Origin of the sequence: Kribbella sancticallisti, from assembly GCF_039530625.1 — a bacterium.
Taxonomy (GTDB): Bacteria; Actinomycetota; Actinomycetes; order Propionibacteriales; family Kribbellaceae; genus Kribbella; species Kribbella sancticallisti.
Map to the genome: position 1 here is coordinate 325,307 of NZ_BAAAOS010000018.1, position 20,356 is coordinate 345,662.

Annotated in this window: 16 protein-coding genes; 4 read left to right on the forward strand and 12 right to left on the reverse strand. The window is 68.9% G+C overall.

The features are described from left to right. The first annotated feature begins 77 nt into the window (after positions 1-77). Positions 78-1,556 (forward strand): aminotransferase-like domain-containing protein, encoded by a 1,479-nt coding sequence (locus tag ABD255_RS11865; protein ID WP_344212910.1) that lies wholly within the window; start codon positions 78-80, stop codon positions 1,554-1,556. A gap of 87 nt (positions 1,557-1,643) precedes the next feature. Here the strand turns inward: ABD255_RS11865 and ABD255_RS11870 are convergent, their stop codons facing one another. Beyond that, positions 1,644-1,892, reverse strand: a complete 249-nt coding sequence (locus tag ABD255_RS11870; RefSeq protein ID WP_344212912.1) for a DUF7455 domain-containing protein — start codon at positions 1,890-1,892, stop codon at positions 1,644-1,646. A gap of 486 nt (positions 1,893-2,378) precedes the next feature. Here ABD255_RS11870 and ABD255_RS11875 point away from each other — a divergent pair, with 486 nt between their 5' ends. Then, positions 2,379-4,463: a DNA gyrase/topoisomerase IV subunit B gene (locus ABD255_RS11875; protein ID WP_344212914.1), complete on the forward strand. Its 2,085-nt coding sequence runs from the start codon at positions 2,379-2,381 to the stop codon at positions 4,461-4,463. Continuing rightward, the gene (locus tag ABD255_RS11880; RefSeq protein ID WP_344212916.1) at positions 4,460-5,113 is read left to right on the forward strand and encodes an HAD family hydrolase; all 654 of its coding nucleotides are present in this window, start codon (positions 4,460-4,462) and stop codon (positions 5,111-5,113) included. The genes ABD255_RS11875 and ABD255_RS11880 overlap by 4 nt, the downstream gene beginning before the upstream one ends. On the opposite strand, the gene ABD255_RS11885 is transcribed toward ABD255_RS11880, so the two are convergent. Next, complete coding sequence (locus ABD255_RS11885) at positions 5,114-6,406, reverse strand: hypothetical protein (RefSeq protein WP_344212918.1); 1,293 nt, start codon at positions 6,404-6,406, stop codon at positions 5,114-5,116. A gap of 132 nt (positions 6,407-6,538) precedes the next feature. On the opposite strand from ABD255_RS11885, the gene ABD255_RS11890 reads away from it, so the two are divergent. Continuing rightward, positions 6,539-7,372 carry a carbonic anhydrase gene (locus tag ABD255_RS11890; protein ID WP_344212920.1) on the forward strand — a complete coding sequence of 278 codons (834 nt, stop codon included), beginning with the start codon at positions 6,539-6,541 and terminating at the stop codon, positions 7,370-7,372. Here the strand turns inward: ABD255_RS11890 and ABD255_RS11895 are convergent. From ABD255_RS11895 to ABD255_RS11940, 10 genes are all read right to left on the reverse strand, one after another. Then, entirely contained in the window at positions 7,365-8,423 is a 1,059-nt protein-coding gene (locus tag ABD255_RS11895) for a hypothetical protein (protein ID WP_344212922.1), read from the reverse strand. The genes ABD255_RS11890 and ABD255_RS11895 overlap by 8 nt on opposite strands. Positions 8,424-8,454: 31 nt before the next feature. Continuing rightward, positions 8,455-9,069 (reverse strand): hypothetical protein, encoded by a 615-nt coding sequence (locus tag ABD255_RS11900; protein ID WP_344212924.1) that lies wholly within the window; start codon positions 9,067-9,069, stop codon positions 8,455-8,457. Between the two features lie 4 nt (positions 9,070-9,073). Beyond that, positions 9,074-11,458 (reverse strand): glycoside hydrolase domain-containing protein, encoded by a 2,385-nt coding sequence (locus ABD255_RS11905; protein WP_344212926.1) that lies wholly within the window; start codon positions 11,456-11,458, stop codon positions 9,074-9,076. A gap of 84 nt (positions 11,459-11,542) precedes the next feature. After that, the gene (locus ABD255_RS11910) at positions 11,543-13,414 is read right to left on the reverse strand and encodes a beta-L-arabinofuranosidase domain-containing protein (RefSeq protein WP_344212928.1); all 1,872 of its coding nucleotides are present in this window, start codon (positions 13,412-13,414) and stop codon (positions 11,543-11,545) included. Next, positions 13,414-13,932 carry a beta-class carbonic anhydrase gene (locus ABD255_RS11915; RefSeq protein ID WP_344212930.1) on the reverse strand — a complete coding sequence of 173 codons (519 nt, stop codon included), beginning with the start codon at positions 13,930-13,932 and terminating at the stop codon, positions 13,414-13,416. The genes ABD255_RS11910 and ABD255_RS11915 overlap by 1 nt, the downstream gene beginning before the upstream one ends. Continuing rightward, entirely contained in the window at positions 13,929-14,876 is a 948-nt protein-coding gene (locus ABD255_RS11920) for a ferredoxin family protein (protein WP_344212932.1), read from the reverse strand. The genes ABD255_RS11915 and ABD255_RS11920 overlap by 4 nt, the downstream gene beginning before the upstream one ends. A 40-nt stretch (positions 14,877-14,916) precedes the next feature. Beyond that, positions 14,917-16,590, reverse strand: a complete 1,674-nt coding sequence (locus tag ABD255_RS11925; protein WP_344212934.1) for an MFS transporter — start codon at positions 16,588-16,590, stop codon at positions 14,917-14,919. A 10-nt stretch (positions 16,591-16,600) separates the two neighbouring features. Then, positions 16,601-17,311, reverse strand: coding sequence for an LppX_LprAFG lipoprotein (locus ABD255_RS11930; protein WP_344212936.1), 711 nt, complete (start codon positions 17,309-17,311; stop codon positions 16,601-16,603). A gap of 4 nt (positions 17,312-17,315) precedes the next feature. Next, on the reverse strand, positions 17,316-19,766 hold the full coding sequence (locus ABD255_RS11935; RefSeq protein WP_344212938.1) for a DNA gyrase/topoisomerase IV subunit A: 2,451 nt from the start codon (positions 19,764-19,766) through the stop codon (positions 17,316-17,318). Between the two features lie 300 nt (positions 19,767-20,066). Further along, entirely contained in the window at positions 20,067-20,252 is a 186-nt protein-coding gene (locus tag ABD255_RS11940; RefSeq protein WP_344212940.1) for a hypothetical protein, read from the reverse strand. Positions 20,253-20,356 lie beyond the last annotated feature (104 nt).

The window sequence follows — 20,356 nt, forward strand, 5'->3', positions numbered from 1 at the left end:
CACTCTCGAACTGGACTGCCTTGTCCGGCTAGCCTGGCGAGATTGGAAGCAGTCCACACGAGCCAATAGGGGGAGAAGTGGACCGTTCTGCGGATCCGGCCGCCCTCGCGGACCTGATCGGGCACCGGTTGACCGACCACTCCGGCGGGTTGTACCGCCGCCTGGCCGACGCGATCGCCGCTCTGATCGGCTCGGAGGAACTCCCCGTCGGCGCCCGGCTCCCGGCCGAACGCCCGCTGGCCGAGGCCCTGGCGATCAGCCGGTCCACCGTCGTCGCGGCGTACGACGAACTGCGGGCCCGCGGCCTGGTCGAGAGCCGCCGCGGCAGCGGTACGACGGTCGCGCGGTCCGCAGGGCGCGGGCGGTCCGGCGCCGACAAGCGAATGCCCACCGGCTACGGCGAATCGCTGTTCCACCGGATCGCCGTCGGCGCGGGCGAGGTGATCGCGATGACGTACGCCGTCGACCCCGGCATCCCCGAGTTGGCGGCCGAGGTGGAGGACCTGGCCAGGACCGACCTGCCGCTGCTCCTGCAGGGCGTTGGCTACCACCCGCGCGGTCTCGAAGTACTGCGTGAGCGGGTCGCCGACCACTTCACCGCGTCGGGTCTGCCCACCAACGCGGACGAGATCGTGGTGACCAGTGGCGCACATCAGGCGATCGCGCTGGTGACCCAGATGTACCTGCGCTCGGGAGCGGCCGTGGTCATCGAGCAGCCCAGTTGGCCGGGATGCTTCGACCTGTTCGGGGCCGCCGGCGGACGCGTGGTCGGAGTACCGCTGGATGACGCCGGGATCCGGCCCGACCTGCTGGCGGCCGCGTTCGCCGAGCATCAGCCGGCGATGCTTTTCGTGATGCCGACCTTCCACAATCCGACCGGTCGCCTGATGTCTCCCGTACGCCGCCGGCAGGTGGCTGAGTTGGCCGCCAAACATGGTGTCGTGGTCGTCGAGGACAACGCGTATTCGGCCTGGGATCCGTCCGGTCCGCGCATTCCACCACCACTGGCCGCGTTCGCTCCGAAGAATGCCGAGGTGCTGACGATCGGGTCGGTGTCGAAGGCCGTCTGGGGTGGTTTGAGAATCGGCTGGATCCGGGCGCCGCGGCCGCTCGCGGAACGGCTGGCCCGGCACAAGGCGCTCGCGGACCTCGGGAGTCCGGTGATCGATCAGGCACTCACCGCACGGCTGCTGCCGCGACTGGGCGAGCTGACCGCGGCCCGCGCGACGGCTGCGACCGAGCGGAGGCGATTGATGGGTCAGTTGCTGGCGGAGCAGTTGCCTGAGTGGCGCTGGGAGGCCCCTGAGGGCGGCTCAGCGCTGTGGATCCAGCTTCCGGACACCGACGCCCGGATCTTCGCGCAGGTGGCGCTGCGGCACGGCGTGGAGGTGGTGGCAGGCCGGGCGATGGATCCGACGGGGGAGCACGACGATCACCTGCGGCTGCCCTACAGCTATGCCCCGGAGGTGATGGCCGACGCGGTCGACCGGCTGGCCCGGGCCTGGCAGGAGTTCCGCCGGCACGGACCGGCGCCCGCGGTACCGGTGATCGTCTGACATGACGGATGGCGGCCACCCTGTCCGGGTGACCGCCATCGAAGCGTTAGGTGCGGGAAGCGCCCTCGTTGGCGCCGCGAGGCCGGGTTACCGGTCGCCCTCCGCAGGGACCGACTCGGCGGGAGTGGCTTCGAGCCGGCCCGTCTCGTCGTGGATGGTGATCGCGATGTTGCGCAGCTTCTCCGCGTGCTCCCGTCCGTGGTGGGCGCAGAAAAGCAGCTCCCCACCGCTGGTCAGGGTCACCCGAACGTAGGCCTGCGCGCCGCAGCGGTCACAACGGTCCGCAGCCGACAGGGTCGAACTCGGGGCGAGTGCTGTAGTCACTTGAGGCCTCATCTCATCTAGTTCCGTACTCACCAGATAGCAACATCCTGACATGCGGATCGCTTCCCGGTAGGTGCAGCGTGTCCGAATGTGAGACGAACCACCTGTTCCCTTATGACGCATATTGACGGGGAATCGTTTCGGATTCGGGTGATCTGCTGTTTCCAACGTGGGTCGGGCGTGTCTACTTTCACTGTGCGCTACGTGGCGGTCACTGGGTGCGCACGAACGGAGTGTCGGAGAACACGTCGATCGAGTCCGGATCGATATCTGCTGGAACACCTTTCTGTGCAACGGTATCCGTCCCCGCAACGGGATCCGTTGCTCGGGCAGTACCCAGCCGCCAATGCGATACACCAGTGCCGATACACCAGTGCCGAGACACCGGCGCCACCGGGCGGCCTTCGCGAGTTTTGGGGGTGCGGCTGCGTAGGCTGTCTGCGTGCGGTGGTTCCGGCTTCCGCGCGTTGTCTGCTTGTGAACCAGTGAAGGAGCCCAGTGGCCGCCCCGACGCCTCGCAGTACCGAGCTCGACCCGACGTACAACGCCCGTCACCTCCTCGTCCTGGAGGGGCTGGAGGCCGTGCGGAAGCGGCCGGGTATGTACATCGGTTCGACCGACAGCCGCGGTCTGATGCACTGCCTGTGGGAGATCATCGACAACGCCGTCGACGAGGCGCTGGCCGGTCACGGCGAGCGGATCGACGTCGTCCTGCACAAGGACGGTTCGGTCGAGGTCCGGGACAAGGCCCGCGGCATCCCGGTCGACATCGAGCCGAAGACGAAGCTGAGCGGCGTCGAGGTGGTCTTCACCAAACTGCACGCCGGCGGCAAGTTCGGCGGTGGGTCGTACAACGCCTCCGGTGGTCTGCACGGTGTCGGCGCCTCCGTCGTGAACGCGCTGTCCGCGCGGCTCGACGTCGAGGTGGACCGCGGTGGGTCGATCTGGACCACCTCGTTCCGGCGCGGCGTGGCCGGCGAGTTCGACAGCGAGGGCGCGGCCGCGAACTTCACCCCGGCCAAGGGGCTGCGCAAGGCCGGCCGGGCCAAGAAGGGCGTCACCGGCACCCGGATCCGGTACTGGGCGGATCGGCAGATCTTCACCAAGGACGCGACCTTCAACTACGACGAGTTGGTCACCCGGGCCCGGCAGACCTCCTTCCTGGTGCCCGGCCTCGAACTGGTGGTGCGGGACGAGCGCGGCGACGAGCCGACCGAGGAGTCGTTCAAGCACGAGGGCGGGATCAGCGAGTTCTGCGAGTTCCTGGCCACCGACCAGAAGGTGACCGATGTCGTCCGGCTGTCCGGAACCGGCCACTTCACCGAGACCGTGCCGATGCTCGACGATGCCGGCCACATGACGCCGACCGACGTCGAGCGCGACCTCGAGGTCGACATCGCGGTCCGCTGGGGCGACGGCTACGAGACCGAGTTGCGCTCGTTCGTGAACATCGTGTCCACCCCCAAGGGCGGCACCCACGTGGCCGGCTTCGAGCGCGCGCTGCCGAAGGTGTTCACCAGCGCGCTGACCGGGACCCGGCTGCTGAAGAACGGCGAGGAGGTGATCAAGGACGACGTGCTGGAGGGCATGACGTCGGTGGTCACCGTCCGGCTGGCCGAGCCGCAGTTCGACGGCCAGACCAAGGAGGTGCTCGGTACTCCGGCCGCTTCGCGGATCGTGGCGAAGGTGGTCCAGACCGAACTGGAGAGCTTCCTCACCTCGACCAAGCGCGAGCACAAGGCGCAGGCGCGCGCAGTACTGGAGAAGGTCGTCGCGGCGTCGCGGACCCGGGTGGCTGCCCGGCAGCACCGCGAGTTGCAGCGGCGCAAGACGGCGCTGGAGTCGTCGGCGCTGCCGGCCAAGCTCGCGGACTGCCGCAGCAACGATGTGGACCGGTCCGAACTGTTCATCGTCGAGGGTGATTCGGCCCTCGGTACGGCGAAACTGGCGCGGAGTTCGGAGTTCCAGGCGCTGCTGCCGATCCGGGGCAAGATCCTGAACGTGCAGAAGGCGTCGATCGGCGACATGCTGAAGAACGCCGAGTGCGCCTCGATCATCCAGGTGGTGGGCGCGGGGTCCGGGCGGACCTTCGACCTCGAGCAGGCGCGCTACGGCAAGATCATCTTCATGGCCGACGCCGACTCCGACGGCGCCCACATCCGCTGCCTGCTGGCAACGCTGTTCTTCCGGTACATGCGGCCGCTGGTCGACGCGGGCCGGGTCTACACCGCCGTGCCGCCGCTGCACCGCTTCGAGTTGACCAACCCGAAGAAGGGGCAGGACAAGTACCTGTACACCTACAGCGACGCGGAGTACCAGCGGAAGTCGGCGGAGTTGATGAAGAAGGGCGTCCGCTGGAAGGAGCCCCCGCAGCGCTACAAGGGTCTGGGTGAGATGGACGCGGACCAGTTGGCGGAGACCACCATGGACCCCCGCCACCGGACCCTGCGCCGGATCACTGTCGACGACGGCGAGGCCGCCGCCGGGGTCTTCGACCTGCTGATGGGCAACGACGTGGCTCCGCGCAAGGAGTTCATCGTCCAGGGCGCCTACGAACTGGACGAGAACCGCATCGACGTATGACCCCGAGGCTGGCCTGCTTCGATCTGGACAACACCCTGATCGATCGGGACGCGGCGTTTCGCGCCTGGGCCCAGTGGTGGGTCCAGCGCGAGGGCCTCGGCGCGGAGGCGCTCGAGTGGTTGCTGGCGAACGACGAGGCCGGGTTCCGGCCACGGCCTGAGTTGTTCGCCGACCTGAAGGAGCAGTTCGGGTTGACCGCGGAGGTGTCGGCGCTGGTCGACGCCTACGATCGCGAGCATCCGCAGTTCACCTGGGCCGAGCAGCCGGTGCTGGACGGCCTTGCCTCGTTGCGTACTGCGGGCTGGCGGGTGGCCGTGGTCACGAATGGCGGAACCCTGCAGCAAGGCCTCAAGCTCGAGCACACGGGGATCGGCGCGGCCGTGGACTTCAGTTGCGTCTCCGAGTCCGTGGGGGTGCGCAAACCCGACCCGGGGATCTTCGCCATCGCGGCGAAAGAGACCGGCGCCACCCTGGACGGCGGCTGGATGGTCGGCGACCACCCGGCCTACGACATCGCCGGTGGGATCGCGGCCGGGCTGAGCACCATCCAGATCGGCGACCACCACTCCGCCGCCCTTGCGGCGGAGTGGGTCGCCGATCATCGGTTCGGCTCGGTGCTCGAGGCCTTTCCGGTGATTCTTGCCAGTTGATCAGTTCAGGCCGTTGCGCAGCATCGCGTGCGCGCCGCGGACGATGGCGTCGCGGTTGGCCTCGTACGTCGGGTCGGTGATGGCGGTCTTGTTCGCGGTGTCGAACTGCAGGACCGGGACGTGCAGGTGCCCGGCGGGCATCGACGGGTCGAGCAGATCCCGCTGGAGGGTGTTGCGGTAGGCGACCTCGTTCGAGAGGTAGCCACCGCCGGCGCCTTCGGAGGCGATGGAGCCGGGCGTCGGGCCGAGCGGGCGGCGTACGGGCAGGGTTTCGCCGGCGGGGATCTCCAGCACCGAGGTGTTGATCCGGGTCCGGAACGGCGTGACGTCGGTGGCGGCCATCGCCGCGCTGGGCAGGCTCGCGGTCAGAAACTCGGGTCCGGGCGGCATGCTCGGGGAGACGACCGGCGCGTTGATCGTGCCGCCGCCCCAGAGGTTGTTGTTGTCACCGATCGAACTGACCGACCGGCGGCGGCCGTTGTAGACCTCCAGATCGAAGATCCCGACCCGGCCCTGGCTGGCGGTCACCACCTGGTCGGCGTGCTGCGCGCCGGCCTGGTAGTGCGGGATCAGCGCGTTCTCGACCATGTTCTCGTCGAAGTCGGTGTACCGGACCGGGAAGACGACGGTCTGCACCTCGTACGTCTTGCCGTTCACCTTCCAGCGCTGCCCGTCCAGGCTGAGCGCGTTGGCGCCGGACGGGTTGCCGATCCGGATGTCCGCGTCGAGGGTGAACGGATCGAACCCGGTGACCAGGACCTTCCGTACTCCGGGGCTGAACCGGCTGCTGGTGATTCCACGCGACGAGTACTCGAGGCTGCGGATCAGTTCGGCGCGTTCCGCAGTACCGAGGTCGAAGGCTGGCTGCCACTGGCGCAGGGCGAGGGCCATGGAGATGCGGGCCCAGTAGAGACCGCGATCATCGGTGGAGGGCAGGGCGGGAGCCGTCTGCGGGTGGTGCGCCCGGTGGATTGCGGTGCGCCAGAGCACCTCACCCTGCACGCGCACCAGGGCGGAAGCCGCGGCCCGGTTCGGGACTCGGCAGAGCAGGTGGCTGAACAGGGCGACCTGGCGGTCGAAGCCGGAGCGGGACAGGATCTCGGCGGGCACGGACGGGCCGCCGGCGACGCCGTTGTCGAGGCGCTGCTCCTCGACGGTGCCGGTGACGGACTGGTCGAGGCAGGTGCTCGTCGCGGGCGCGGAGGTCGCCGTCGGAGCGCTGGTGAGGACGGTGGTCAGCGCGAGTGAGCCGACCAGGACGAGGCGGGGAACAAGGCGTGGGCGGAGTCTCATAAGGGCTGTCTATCAGATCGGGGCCGACTCTCCGAGAGATCCGAACAGCCTTGTCTATGGCAGACAGTATGCAAGGGATTACCTTCTGAAGTGACGCCCGCCCCAGCGCCACGCTCTGTGAGGAGTCGGTTTGTGACCACCCCGTCCAGGAACAGTCCGCCCGAGACCAGCCCGCCCGAGACCAGCCCGCCCAGGAACTCTCGCCGCCGCTTCCTGGCCACCGCTTTGAGCACCACGCTCGGCGCAGGCCTGGGTGCGGCGACCCTTACCGCCTGTGCCTCGTCCGACGATTCCGTTCCCGCAGTGGGTCCAGCCAACAGCCTGCCGCCGACCTCGGTCCAGCCACCCGGCGGGCCCGGACCGGAGGCCGAGCCGCCCGTTGCCAATGGCAATGAAGCTCTGCAGCGCCTGGTCGAGGGCAACCGGCGGTTCACCGAGAACCATCTGCACCACGTCGACGAGGGCACCGAACGCCGGATCGCGGTGAGCAAGAGTCAGCACCCGTTCGCGACCGTGCTCGGCTGCGTCGACTCGCGGGTCCCGATCGAGCTCGTCTTCGACCGGGGTCTCGGCGACCTCGTCGTGGTCCGCAGCGCCGGCGGGGTCCTCGACCAGTCGGTGACGGGCAGCCTCGAGTTCGGCGTGGCCGAGCTCCACACGCCGTTGCTGATGGTGCTCGGCCACCAGCGCTGCGGCGCGGTCGACGCCACCATGAAGGCGCTCGATAGCAAGCACACTGACGCCGAGGGACAGATCGGCTACCTCGTCGAGGCGTTGGCTCCGGCGGTCCGGCAGGTCACCGGCAAGCCCGGCGACCGCCTCGCGAACGCAGTACACGCCAATGTCGATCTTGTCCTCGCCCAACTGCGCAAGTCGCCTGTGCTCGGCCCGCTGGAGAAGACCGGCAAGGTCAAGCTCGTCGGCGCGTACTACGAACTCGACACCGGCAAGGTGATCATCAGCTAGGCCCGTACTGCGCTCGGCTTGCCGGCGAGTAGACGTTGTCGAAGCGAGTCAGCGACTCCTCGCCGGTCAGGCGCTGCGGATTCCCCTGCGCCTTCGGTGGCAGGAACTCCACCAAGGGCGCCTCCACGTCGTCCAGCGCACCGGTCAGCTCGCGGACGGTCGTCTTGCACGTCAAGGTGATCCTGCCGCCCGCAGCCACGGGTGAATGGGCCGTCCAAGTCGCCGCCAGCTGTCCCGCGCGGGTGGTCCGCCGGCTCAGGCCGGTCACCTTGCGGCCGAGGGAATCCGCGGCGCCGGACACGGTCACCGACTCGAAGACGCGCCGATCAAGGGTGATCCGGATGCGCGAACCAGCCGGGATCACCCCTGGGCCGCCCGCATGCGCGGTGACGAGCGCCGGGTACCAGGCGTAGTACTGAGCGTCCCAGGACGTCTGTTGCCAGCCTGCCCCGAGCCGCACACCCCATGGCAGGCCGGCCTTGGCAGCGGGTTTGCTCAGGACTCGGGCGGTGATGGCACCGCCCGGCTCAGCAACCTGTACGCCGACCGGTTGCGGGTCCGCCACCAGATCAGCAGGGTAGCGATCAGGAGCCAGGCCGCCCGCGTGGATCACGAACTGCCCTGGCGGTAGCTGCGGCAGGCGGAACTCCAGTTGCCGGCCATGGGTCGCGCCGAAGGCGGCAGAGCGACTTTCGAGGGCGATCAGCTGGCTTCCGTGGACCAGTACCGGGCGCGGCGCGACGGAGTACAGGCGGCTGTCGTAGCTGAGGATCAGCGCGGCTCCGGCCGGTACGCCGCCCGGCGCGACGGTGAGCTCGACGCCGAGGTCAGCCGGCATCTGAACCGCCGAGCCGTCGGGTCCGTGGACGAGCCGGGCGGCCGGACGACCTTGGATGGAGGTGATGCCCCGCCGAACCGGAGGTGGCGTCGGCGTGGACGGAGGAGCTGCCTTGGCATCGGCCGGATCGAGCAGAGGCGCCGCCAGGACCGCAGTACCGGCTAGGGCGCCGGCCAGGACGGTACGGCGTTGCAGGCCGTCGGTTGAGGTCATCGGCTGCCTTCTTCCAGGAGGACGGGACGCATCATCGAGGAGGACCTTCGAAGATGGGCAACAAGTACGACGTCCAGACCGCGTGCTGGACGAGCAGAGTGGCGATCCAGACGACCACCGGCGTCAGAGCGCGGACCGACCAGGGCAGCCGGTTGACCAGGCAGGCCATCACGATCATCACGATCCCGGTCAGCACCCCCGGTACGACGAAGGCGGCGGCCTGCTCCTTCAACGGCCAGCAGGAGGCGTAGGTGCAGTTGTCGCCGGGACCGGTGAAATAGAACGTCAGCTGGCTGACCACGCCGGTCCAGCCGGCCACCACCAGACCGCCGACGCCTTGGACCACCGCGCCCCGTATCGATCCACGACTCGCCCAGAGGCGGGCAGTCGGCAGGCCGGCGGCCGCGATCATCGTCACGGAGGAGATGAGCACGCACCAGGCCCACTGACTGTCGAGGCCAGAGCCGGAGTAGGTGACGCCGTGGCCGAGCTGACTGGGATCGACCCGAGGCAGGGACGAATGAAACCCGAGGCTGAGATAGCCGAACACCACCAGGCCGACCGCAGCGACCACCAGGACCACGACCTCGGCTCGGTCCCTGGCCTTGGTCACCACGTCGTCTTCCCTGGTCGCATGGAGAGTCACTCTCTCACCCCTGGGCCGCCATCAGCCGGGCGAACGCCTGGCCGCAGATCCGCGCTTCTGCCGCGTTCGGCAGGGCATCGGCCTTGGCGGCCTGAAGCAGGAAGCTGTTGGTGATCGGGAAGTTGACGCCGCCGACGTCGATGCCGTCGGACAGCTTGACGAACGCGGCGATCACGTTGGCCTCGGAGTCGCCGAACCGGTCGGTGTAGAACTTGGCGACCCGTTGCTGGTCGCTCAGTTTCAGCAGGCCGCGCAGTGCGCCGGACATCGACAGTTGGTTGTCCTTCATCGACCGCGCGACCAGATAGGCGTCGCAGTCCGCGACCACGTCGGCCCAGCCGAAGCCGCCATCGCCACCAGGTACTCCGAGGCGCGCGCTCAGGTATTGCAGTTGATCGAGCGACGGGTTTCCTTGCCGGGCCCGGTAGAACGAACCCCACAGCTGCAACAGGTCCAGCGCCCAGCCGCCCAGGTCGCCCAAGCCGTAGTCGTCATGAGCGGTCGGAACTCCCCAGACCTCGTACCCGCGGACCGTGGCCGCGTAGTGCGGGATGTCCCGCGTGGAGGCGGGCTTGTTCGGGGTGAGCTTCTGCAACTCCTCCTCGGAGGCCATCCGGGCCAGGACCGCGTCACCTTGGTCCAGGGTCGGCGTGTACTTCGGCCACAGCCCGCTGTCGCCCTCTCCCCAGTACTCCGGCTTCTGCAGCCAGTGCGCGATGTGGGACGGGATGAAGGCGGAGTACGGCCTCAGGTTCGTGAGGAGGCTGCTCGATTGGATCAGGCCGCGTTCGCAGGCGACCTCGGCGCGGACCACCCACTCGAAGAAGGCGTCGAAGCCGGTGCCACTGGGCGAGCCGTCCCGTTCGACCGGCGGCGAGACGACCGAGGCCAGGTTCACCGGCGTGGACCGGGTCGAGACGACGTCCTTGTCGATCCCGATCGTCCGGGTGCTGCCCGGCAGTTGGGTCTGGATCTCGACGATCTGGTTGTAGTGCCACTGGGCCGGCATCGGGAAGCCCATGTTGCCGGAGAAGCCGGTGGACATGCCGGCGACGAAGGCGGCCTCGGCGAGTTCCTCCTCGTCGATGATGATCGAGCAGACGTTCCGGGTGCCGTAGACGCCGACCTTGAGATGCGCGGTGAGCGAGGTCTCGAGGGCCTCTTGCACGCCCTTGAAATAGTCCGCGACCGGCCCGTAGATCGTCTCGCCGAGGGCGTCGAAGTCGACCGAGAAGAAGACCAGGGTGTCGGTCGGCAGCCCGAGGGTGAGACACCGCTCGATCGCCTCGATGCCGTGCGTGCGGCCGTTGGCCCGGGTCATCACCTCGGGCTTGTCGTTGAACCGCTGATGGATCGGCAGCAGCTTCAGCCCGGCCGCCTTGAGCCCGTCCAGTTCGGGCGCGGTGATGAACTTGCCGGCGCCGACGGTGTAGCGGCCGACCACGGTGTAGCCGGCCGACACAGCCCCTGCGGCCTCTGCCGGGGTGAGCTGCATGTTGGTGTCGAAGCCCTTCGTGGCGATGCTCGTGTCACCCGACGAGACGAGCAACGCGCACCAGGTGCTGTAGTTGCCACCGCCGGTGACGGGGAGCTCCATGAACGACTGGAAGTTGCGGGTGTGCTCGGCGGTCGCCGCGTCGAAGGTGCCGGTGAAGGGACTGTCGTACCGGTTGAAGCGCAGTACGGCCTGGTAGAGCCGGACGAACCGCTTGGCGCCGTCGACCGATCCTTGCGACACGGTCGCCTGCGCCCGGATCCCGTCGCGGGTGCCCGGACCGAAGTTGCCGTTCGCGACGCCGTCGGCCATCCCGATCTCGTACTGCAGCCCGAACAGCATCGCGGTCTGGACCTGGCGGCCGTAGATCCCGTCGCAGGGCACGATCGCGAAGTCCGCGCGGTTCAGGTAGGTGCCGTTCAGCCAGCGCTGGACCTCCCGCACCTGGTCGGTGCCGGAGCCGATCCGGACGTAGGCGTCCATCGTCAGCAGCGAGGCCATCAGCTTCACGTCGACGTACGGGCTGGCCGCTCCGAGGCCGAGGTCGTCGCGGACCCAGCCGACCGCCGTACTCAGCGACGCGAAGGTGATGGCGGCGCCGTCGTAGAAACCGGGGTATCCCTTGCACCACAGGGCCGCGCTCAGCAGCCGGAGCAGGTTCTCCTTGGTCGTGCTGCCGTCGATCCGCCCGATCTGCGCCTTGTACGCCGCCGTCGTGGCCGGGCCGAAGCCAGACGTCACCGGCGAGATGCCGAGCTCGTGCTGCAGTCCGCGGCGCAGCCCGTACATCACCGGCCAGCCGGTCTGCCCGTCCTCCTCGAGTGGTACCCAGCCGTTGACGCCGCCATAGGTCTGATTGAGCCAGTGCTGCGCCGCTAGTACCTGGGGATCCACTGATGCACCTTCCAGCCGAGGGTCGACTGAAGTTAGCCGGTCGACCACTCGCGGTGCGAGACAACTGCAGCTACGTGCAACTGTTCAGTCGGTCACCCAGGGGAGTTCGGTGACGCGGAGGGTCGTGCAGCCGTACGGGATGAAGGTCAGGTCGTCGAGGTTGGCGTCCGACGTCGCCGGGTTCGGTGGGGGAGCGGCGGCGGCGCCGTGTTCGATCTCCCACGGAATGCGGCGGCCGCGGAGGTGGAGCCGAATCGGCGCGGCGGCGGGGGAGAACGGGTTGGCCCCGACAGTGCCGCGAGTGAGCCGGACGTGCTGCGCTACGTCGTCCGGGTCGATCGCCAGCGCGTAGTTCCACGGTGTCGTCGGGTGGACCTCCCAGGTGGCGTGCGGTTGCTCGCCGCCGATCTGGCGCCAGTCCTCACCGAGAGCCAGCGAGAACACCAGCGGCCCACGCTCGACCGCCAGCGCACCACTCGGCCGCACGACAGCCCGTACTGCGGCGTCGAGGTGCAGCCGGAGCAAGTGTTCACCCGACGCCACGAACTCGTGCACAGACCCCGCCGTCAGTGCGACCGGTTCCTCGTCATCGATCGCCAGGCTCGCCTCGACGGCCCAACCCGGTACCCGGAGCCGGACTGGGCCGGAACCACGGACGCTGATCTCGACCTGGTCCTCGAACGGATAGTTGCCCGCGACAACCACACTCAGCGTGTCGGTCTCGAAGGAGCACGGCGCGTACGACAGCGCGGTGACACCTCCGTCCGGGGACCGCATCCACAGGTGGCTGGAGAAGCGCGGCCAGCCCTGGTGACGGTTCGCAGTACAGCAGCCGAAGTGTGGTTCGAGGCCGAAGACGTTCGCGTCGGGGCCGTTGTTCGTGTAGATCCGGTCCTCGGTGACGTGGCAGATCACCTGGTTGGCCTGCTGCACGTACTGATGTGTCCACTCGTCCGGCGAGACGCTGGCCGGCAGCGCGTTGAAGGCGAGACGTTCGAACCGGTCCGTGAGCTCCTCGACCACGCCCCAGGTCTCCAGCGCCACCTCGAGCGACGCCAGGTACTCGACCACGGTGCAGGTCTCGGTCCCTTGGCTCGGGTGGAGTCCGGCCAGGTGCTCGTCGCAGCTGAACAGTCCGCTCGCCTGGCCGTGCCGGGCGTCGAGCGAGGCGATCATCGTCAGTAACAGCTCGGCAGTCGCGGGCTCGTGCCGCGACCAGACCGGCATCGCCTTCAGACCCATCGCCACGTTGACACCGTGGGAGGACAGGTGGTTGTCGTTCATCCAGGTGCCGTCGGCCGCGTCCTGGTAGGCGAGCAACGTTGCTTCCGGCACCTTCTCGGGGAAGGGCAGCGCGGCGGCATAGGCGAACCAGTCGAATCCTTGCTGATGGCACTTGGCCGCGAGCGGCAAGAGCCAGTCCTCACCGGTCAGGTCGTGCAACTGGTTGATGACCCAGACGAGATCGGTCCATCGCGACCCGGCCCACTCCTGCAGCGGCCACTCGTCGAGCATGCCGTCCAGCAGTCGGCAGAACCGTAGGGCGGCCGGGAGAACCCGCGGATCACCTGTCGCATCCAGGTGCTGCAGCAGCGCCTTGAGCACGATCACCCGCGGCCACACGTCATGGTCCGCATACGTCGCCTCGCCCGAGCGCGGCCCGAACCAGCCGTCCGGGTGCTGGTGGTCCAGGATGTGGTCGACCCAGTGCCGCACCTTGGTCTTCAGCCGCTCGTCGTCGAGCAGATAGGCGAGCGGAGTGATCCCGTCGAGCCAGTACGGGCCGCGCTCCCAGCCTTCGGCGTCGCCGCCGATCCAGCCGCTGCGGGCGACGTCCGGCCAGAACTCGTCCAGCCGGCCCGCCATCGCTGCGGCCTGCAGGCGCAGTCGTTCGAGCAGCCAGCCGCCGGGCCGGACCGAGTCCAGAGGCAACGGCTGGAGGGCAGCCGGGCGCATCAGCTGATCTGGGTGAGACGGCCGGTGTCGACGTCGTACATGAAGCCGCCGACCAGGATGTCGTCGCCGATCAGCGGGTGCTCGCGGACGGCGGCGACGTCGCGCCGCAGCGCTTCGAGCTGGTCGGGGATGACGTTGAGCGGCAGATACCCGGCGGGCTTTCCGGCCGCCGTCTCGACCTTGTCGCGCAACTCGTCCTCGGTCATCGCGGCCATCGCACAGCGGGTGTGCGGGATGACCATGATCCGGCGGACGCCGAGCAACTGGACGCCGAGGACCAGGCCGGTCATGGTCAGCTCGGTGACCCGGCCGCCCGCGCTCCGCAGTACCTTGGCGTCGCCGGGCTTGAGCCCGAGCATCTCCAGCGGCGGGATGCGCGAGTCCATACAGGTGACCACGCCGATGCCGGCGTGGGCGATGCCGTCGAAGCCGCTGTAGGCGAAGTGGTCGGCATAGTCGGCGTTGGCCGACAGCAGGTCCTCGAACCCGCTGAGCGGCGGGGTGGTCTCCGCGCTCATCGCGGAGCTCCAGGGTTCACGGTTCCGGCACGCAGGATCGTCATGTCGAAGGATTCCTTTCCGCAGGACTCCGGGCGGGGTGGATCGGCGGTCTCACTGGTCACCTCGACCGTCCAGACCCGGCCGTCGAGATGGCCGACCGTGACGGTGTCCAGGTTCTCCGCGAGGACGCTGAGCGCGTCCAGTGCGACCTCGCCAGTGAGGTTGCGGACGGCGATCTCGGCGACCTGACCGCGCCCGGTCCAGCTGGACCGGCCGCGTTGCTTGCTGAGGACGGTATCGCCGCGTTCGGCCGCGGCGAGGATGGCGGCGGCCGTCTCCACGTCGAGCCGGCCATACATGATCCCTGCGGGCAGCAGGGTAGCGGTTGGTGCGAACCGGTGCCCACCGAGGTGGCTGGACTCCCAGACCCGCCCGGGCACGCGGTCTGCCAGGCCGGCGGCGATCGGCCGCCCGAGCAATGCGCAGCACTCGTCGCGCTTGCCGTTGGTGCACACCAGCAGCACGGGCTCGGTGACGGGGGAGAGGTCCGGCAGCGATGCCATGACGGCATCGCGGTCACCGTGAGCTACCGCGTCGAGATCGAGCGCAGCGAGCGTGAGCGGGTCGGCGACGGACCCGCCGAGCAACCACGTCCGGCCGGGGAGGGTGCACGCGACGTACACCTGATGTGAGCGCGGCGGGTGGTCCGCGTGCTTGCCGGGGGAGCGGATGAGCCCGAACCGGACATCGGCCTTCTTCGCCGCGGCGTCGATCTTCGCGCCGAACTCGGGGTCCAGATGGCTCTGGATCGGCGCCTTGCGGCCCCAGGGACCGGGCTGCTCCAGCACCAGCCAGCCGGAGGCGACGGCCGCCGTACCGGCCAGTGGCTCGTTCAGGTCACGGCAGATGGTCGAGCACAGGCCCGGCCGGCCGATCGCGTCGAAACTTGGGCTCACAGCCATCACCGTACGCGAGCGGCGACGCTTCTCCTCATGACGACTCTCACCTGTGGACAGGCTCACTTTTCACGCGCTGCCGTCCGAGCAGCGGCACCGCCAGGATCGCGGCGGCGAAAGCGCAGACAGCCGCACCGGCGAAGATCGTGTGCACTTGTGAAACGGCCGCGTCCCGGAGCGCGTCGATGTACGGACGGCAGGTTGCCGGCGCCGTGGGGCAGAGGTCGTTCGGGGACGGAATGTCGGCCACGAGCGTGTAGTACCGCCTCAGACCGATCGCTGTCAGTGCCGAGACGCCCACGAGCATGCCGACCATCCGGGCCACCACCACGAGCGCGCTGACCAGACCGTGGCTGTCCGCACGCGTCGCGCCCAGGATGGCGGTGTTGACCGGTGACAGGGCCAGCCCGAAGCCGAATCCGCACACCAGCAAGGCGATGGTCGCGGGAGCGTGGTCGAGGGCGTCTCGCTCCCAGAAGGCCATCACCACGAACATGGCGCCGGCCAGTCCGAGTCCGACGCCGGTGATCAGCCCGAGCCCGTAGCGCCGGGTCAGCCATCCTCCGACGACCGCCCCGAGCGGTAGAGCGATGAGGAAGCGCAGCAGCACCAGGGCAGCAGCCAGTTGGCCGCCGCCTTGCGTAGTACGGGCGAAGACCGGTATGTCGACCAGGGCGGCGATGAGGGCGGCTCCGACGAGGAAGCTGACGAGTAGAGATCCCCAGGCCGCCTTCGCGCCGAGCAACCCGGGCGGGACGATCGCGCGCGGAGTACGGCGTTGCCACCAGGCGAAGGCGATAGCGAAGACTGCCGCGGCCACCAGCAACCACGGACCGGCGGGGGCCATCACCTCCCGCTCGGGATCAGCCGTCGCGAAGGCCAGGACCACGCCTGCGAGCGCCAGCGCCAGCAGAAGCGCTCCGGGCAGGTCCACCTGCTTCACCAAGCTTGCAAGGCTTCCTCGGCTCTTCAGCAGAACCAGAACTAGCCACAACACCGCGAGAACCAGCGTGACCAGACCGATCGGCGTCAGGAGCCGGGAGTCGCCGCTGAACGGTACGAAGGGTAGGCCAAGGGTGATGCCACTCGCTAGTCGCTCCGGGGCTGTCAGCGTGAGGCCGAGCGCTATGCAGGCCAGTAGGCCGACCGCAGCGGAAAGAGGTGGTCGTTGTCGACCGCGGAGCAGTAGCGCGAGCACAACAGCCACGGCCAGGTTCAGCCAGAAGATGTAGCGCCAGTCGGCTACCGCGAGAACAGCGGCGCCCAGTAGCGGACCAAGGACAGACCCAAGCTCCTGTACTGCGCCGACCACGCCGAGGGGGAGTCCACGTCGCTCAGGCGGCCAGAGATCCGCCACCAGAGCAAGCGTCGCCGGTACGAGCCCACCACCGCCGACGCCCTGGAGGAACCGCCCTGTCACGACCAGGGAGAGGTCGTAGGCGCCGGCCGTGATCAAGGAGCCGACGGCGAACAGCAGCAGCGCACCGACCAGTACGGGTGTCCGTCCGACCACATCGGCGATGCGGCCGATCAACGGCAGCACCGCGATGTAGCCGAGTAGGAAGCCGGACACGATCGGCGCGGCCCGCTGCAACTGGTCCGCGGACAGGCCGACGCCGGCCATCATGTCCGGCAACGCGAGCACCACGACGTAGGTGTCCGCCGCCGCGAAGGCGACCGCGACCGAGGCAAGCGTCAGCCGCGCCCGGGCACCGCTCACAGGGCACGGCTCACGGCTTGGTGATCTCTACCTGCTCGCCGTACTTGTCCAGGGTCACGTCGTAGCTGCTGGTGGCACCGTCGTAGAACGGCCCGGTGATCGTTGCCGACACCAACTGCTTGGTGGACTTGTCGATCTTGAAGCTGCTCGGGAACGCCGAATCGGCCGGTGCCTTCGGGAAGATCCCCTGCAGCGACTTGCCCTCGACCGTTCCGGTGATCTCGGTGAGCACCTTCGAGCCGTCCCGCGTCTCGCCCTTGATCGCCGGGTCCTTCAGCGTCGGAAGCAGCGAGGTCAGGCCCTTCGACGGATCCAGCAGGATCGCCGGGTCGGGCGCACCCAGACCGGCCAGTTGGGCCGCCGGCAGCTCGATGAAGCTCGGCGAGAACGGCAGCTTGGCATAGACCTTGCTGCCGACCGCCACGACCTCGGCGTCGATCGGCGAGCCGGCCGCCCGCACGGTCAGCTTGCCCTTGAAGGCCGGAGCGTGGGTCGCGACGCCGTCGCCGCTTGCCAGCGTCTGGCCGCTGTCCGGCAGGTCTCGGCCGGTCAGCACGATGTGCACGCTGGCGGCCTCGTCGATGGTCTTCTTGGCGTCGGTCAGCAGCACCACCGGGTCCTCGTCGGTCCTGCCGTTGCCGCCGTCCTCCTTCTTGTCGCTGCAAGCCGCCAGCGACACGGCCAGGACGAGCGCCGCGCCGAGCGCAGCCAGTCTCTTCATGTGCTCAGCCTGCCAGGTCCGAGGCCACGGCGGCGATCGGCTGCGCCACCGGCACGCCGGAGCCGTCGCGGCGAGGGTCCAGCGGAGGCAGGTCGACGGGAGCTCCGCTGTTCGCGCTGGCGCGGACCGGAGCGGTTCCGACAAAGGCGAGCAGCAACCCGTCCTCACCCTTGAGCAGCCGGTGACAGCGGACACCGCCGGTGCCGCGGCCCTTGCTCGGGTACTCGCTGAACGGTGTCACCTTGACCGCGCCGACCTCGGTCCCCGGCAGCGCCGAGGTTGAGCCGGAGATGGTGACGAGCTGGGACTCCTTGGCCGGGTCCACCGCGCCGAAGTAGGTGACCTTGGCTCCGGCCGTGAGTCGCACGCCCGCCATGCCGCCCGCAGTACGGCCCTGGGGGCGCACCGCGGAGGCGCTGTAGTGCAGGAGTTGCGCGTCGCTGGTGACGAAGATGAGCTCTTCCTCGCCGGTGGTCAGCTCGACCGCGCCGACCACCTCGTCGCCGTCGTTGAGCCGGATGATCTCCCACGAGTCACGGTTGCTCAGGTGGTCCGGCACGACCCGCTTGACCACGCCGGTCGCAGTACCGAGGGCGACGCCGACCGAATCGGGGTCCATCGTGGTGAGCGCGAGTGCCTTCTCGCCGGGCTCCAGCGAGACGAACTCCGCGACCGGCGCGCCACCTTGCAGGTTCGGGGCGTTGGCCGTGGTCGGGACGGCCGGCAGGTCGAGCGACTCCAGCCGGATCAGCCGGCCCGCGCTGGTGACCAGGCCGTACTGGCCGCGGGCGGTGCTCTTGATCGCGGAGACGATCGCGTCGTGCTTGGCCCGGCCGTCGCCGGTGCCGAACGGCTCGACGCCGTTGGTCCGGGCGAGGAGACCGGTGGAGCTCATCAGCACCCAGCACGGGTCGTCGGTGACCTCGAGCGGCACGGCCGCGGTCTTGGTCGCGCCCGACGACTCCAGCAGCACCGTGCGCCGCGGGGTGCCGTAGGTCTTGGCGACCTCGGCCAGCTCCTCGGAGACGATCTTCTTCAGCAGTGTCTCGTCCTCGAGGATCGCGGTCAGCTTCTCGATCAGCCGCTCGAGCTCACCCTTCTCGGTCTCCAGTTCCAGCTTGGAGAACTTGGTCAGCCGGCGCAGCGGCATGTCCAGGATGTAGTTGGTCTGCACCTCGGTCAGGTCGTAGATCTCCATCAACCGGGCGCGCGCGGCGGCGGCGTCGTCACTGGACCGGATGATCTGGATCACCTCGTCGATGTCCAGGATCGCGATCAGCAGACCGTCGACGATGTGCAGCCGGTCCTGCGCCTTCTTCCGGCGGAACTCGCTGCGCCGGCGGGTCACGTCGTAGCGGTGACCCAGGTAGACCTCGAGCAGTTCCTTCAGGCCGAGGGTGCGGGGCTGGCCGTCGACCAGGCAGACCGCGTTGATGGAGAACGAGTCCTCCAGCGGGGTCAGCTTGTAGAGCTGCTCCAGCAGCGCCTCGGGGACGAAGCCGTTCTTGACCTCGATCACCAGTTGGGTGCCGTGGGCGCGGTCGGTCAGGTCCTTGACGTCGGCGATGCCCTGCAACTTCTTGGCCTGGACCAGCGTCTTGATCTTCTCGATCACCTTCTCCGGGCCGACCGTGTACGGCAGTTCGGTGACCACGATGCCCTTGCGCCGCGGGGTGACGTTCTCGATCCGGGCGGTGGCCCGCATCTTGAAGCTGCCGCGGCCGGTCAGGTAGGCGTCCTTGATGCCTTCCAGCCCGACGATCTTGCCGCCGGTCGGCAGGTCCGGGCCGGGGATGAACCGCATCAGGTCGTCGAGGTCGGCCGACGGCGTCTTGATCAGGTGCCGCAGCGCCTGGACCACCTCGACCAGGTTGTGCGGGGCCATGTTGGTGGCCATCCCGACCGCGATCCCGGCCGCGCCGTTGACCAGCAGGTTCGGGAAGGCAGCCGGCAGCACCGACGGCTCTTCCTCGCGGCCGTCGTAGTTCGGCTTGAAGTCGACGACGTTCTCGTCCAGGCCGTCCGTCATCGCCAGCGACGGCGGCGCCATCCGGCACTCGGTGTACCGCATCGCGGCCGGGCCGTCGTCGAGCGAGCCGAAGTTTCCGTGCCCGTCGATCAGCGGCACCCGCATCGACCAGGGCTGGGCCGTCCGGACCAGGGCGTCGTAGATCGCGCCGTCTCCGTGCGGGTGATACTTACCCATCACCTCACCGACGACACGGGCGCTCTTCACGTGCCCGCGGTCGGGGCGGATGTTGTTCTCCGCCATCGAGAACAGGATCCGGCGCTGGACCGGCTTCAGCCCGTCCCGGGCATCCGGCAGCGCCCGGGAGTAGATCACCGAGTAGGCGTACTCCAGGAAGCTGCTGCGCATCTCGTCGGAGACGTCGACGTCGAGGATGCGCTCCTCGAAGTCCTCGGGTTCGGCGGTGGTCTTGGTACGGCGTGCCATGCGGGTCTACAGGCTCCTCGGTCCAGCAACTCTTTCCAGACGCGCCGCGGCGGTCCGGCGGCAGGGCCCATTGTCCCTGGTCACCGGCTCCGCAGCCGGGAGCGACCCGGTGTCGGCGGCGATTGACGGCCAACCGTACGCCCCACCGGGGACAGGAAGCGGCAGCCGCTCCCGGAAATCGATCCCGGAGCGGCTGCCGCCCTCTTCACCGTTCTTCGCCGCGATGGCGCCCTGGCTGCTCACCGGCGGCACCCGCGGCGGACCTGATCCGTGGCCGGCTCAGGTCTCCTGGTCCGGTGGTTACCAGATCTTGTCGTCCGGGGTCGGCTCGCTGGTGATCCGGACCGAGCCGGTGTCGTCACCGGTGATCCGGACCGAACCCGGCTCGTCGGCCGTGATCCGGACCGAGTCGGCCGCCGCGGCGACCGGGACGGCGAGCAGACCCGCGGCGAGCAGACCGCCGATGACGACGCTGCGCTTGCGCATGGATACTCCTTTCCTGACTGCCGGCCCGGCTGGGCCGGCCCCGCGATCGTGGTCCCGCGGCGGGTCGCCCGGGCGCAGTTAGATGGCGCTCTAATCGTTGGCGG